Source organism: Pseudomonas sp. EGD-AK9 (genome assembly GCF_000465935.2).
Taxonomy (GTDB): domain Bacteria; phylum Pseudomonadota; class Gammaproteobacteria; order Pseudomonadales; family Pseudomonadaceae; genus Aquipseudomonas.
The window spans coordinates 1-923 of the sequence record NZ_AVOF01000668.1 but is presented as its reverse complement, the minus strand read 5'-3'; the positions used below and the strand labels follow the sequence as shown (position 1 = coordinate 923).

The 923-nt window shown below is 69.9% G+C and carries 2 protein-coding genes and 1 pseudogene; all 3 read left to right on the top strand.

The genetic code is table 11. From position 1 onward, the window contains the following. The coding region (locus N878_RS22450; protein WP_021445760.1) for a MaoC/PaaZ C-terminal domain-containing protein at nucleotides 1-335 on the top strand (335 nt) is incomplete at its 5' end. Nucleotides 336-465: 130 nt separating this feature from the next. Continuing rightward, entirely contained in the window at nucleotides 466-771 is a 306-nt protein-coding gene (locus N878_RS22445) for a MazG-like family protein (RefSeq protein WP_021445759.1), read from the top strand. After that, nucleotides 768-923, top strand: a pseudogene (locus tag N878_RS22440) (SAM-dependent methyltransferase); the annotation flags it as partial. The gene N878_RS22445 and the pseudogene N878_RS22440, both read left to right, overlap by 4 nt.

Here is a 923-nt window from a genome sequence, read left to right as displayed (position 1 = left end):
CCGACGGGGCGGCGCCGGCCGATACCGGACGGCGCTACGCGCGGGTGGCCGGCGACTACAACCCGATCCACCTGTATGCGGCCAGCGCCAAGCTGTTCGGCTTTCCCCGCGCCATCGCCCATGGCTTGTGGAACAAGGCGCGCTGCCTGGCCGAGCTGCAGGGGCGGCTGCCGCTGGCGGGTTACGAGGTGGAGGTGCGTTTCCAGAAGCCGGTGCTGCTGCCGGCGCATGTCGCGCTGCAGGCCAGCGAACCCGCGGCGAGCGGCCAGTTCCGCCTGCTCGGCGCGGGCGACGTGCCGCATATGGCCGGCAGCTGGCAGCCGCTGCAAGCCTGAAGTAGCCCGGATGCCATCCGGGGGCCGGGATGCACCTTTGCCGGGTTGCATCCGGGCTACGCGCCGGTCAAGCGCCGCTTGCAGCACGCCCCGTTCGAGCCGAAGCTATGCGGCTCGAAAGGAGCCCGTCATGAACCTGCCCGAACTCACCGCCCGTCTGCACGCCATCCGCGACGGCAACCAGTGGAAGCGCTTCCATAGCCCGAAGAACCTGGCCATGGCCGCCAGCGTGGAGATGGCCGAGCTGGTGGAGATCTTCCAGTGGCTGTCCGAGGACGAATCGCGCCAGTTGCCGGCGGACAAGCTCGCCCATGCCGGCCAGGAAGTCGGCGACATCGTGCTCTACCTGCTGCTGCTGTGCAGCGAACTGGGTCTGGACATGGAGCAGGTGGTGCGGGCCAAGCTGGCCGATAGCGAAAGGCGCTTCGGCCAATGAGCGACCGCCACTTCGACGAGCTGGCGACCCGTTTCGCCGAGAAGATCTACGGCGGCGCCAAGGGCGCCATCCGCCTCGCCGTGCTCCAGGCCGACCTGGCCGAGGCGCTGCCCGAGCGTCCGCTGCGGGTGCTCGATGTCGGCGCCGGGCTC

Excerpts from the sequence above, each read along its gene's own strand:
- N878_RS22445 (WP_021445759.1), top strand. The coding sequence starts at position 466 with ATGAACCTGCCCGAACTCACCGCCCGTCTGCACGCCATCCGCGACGGC.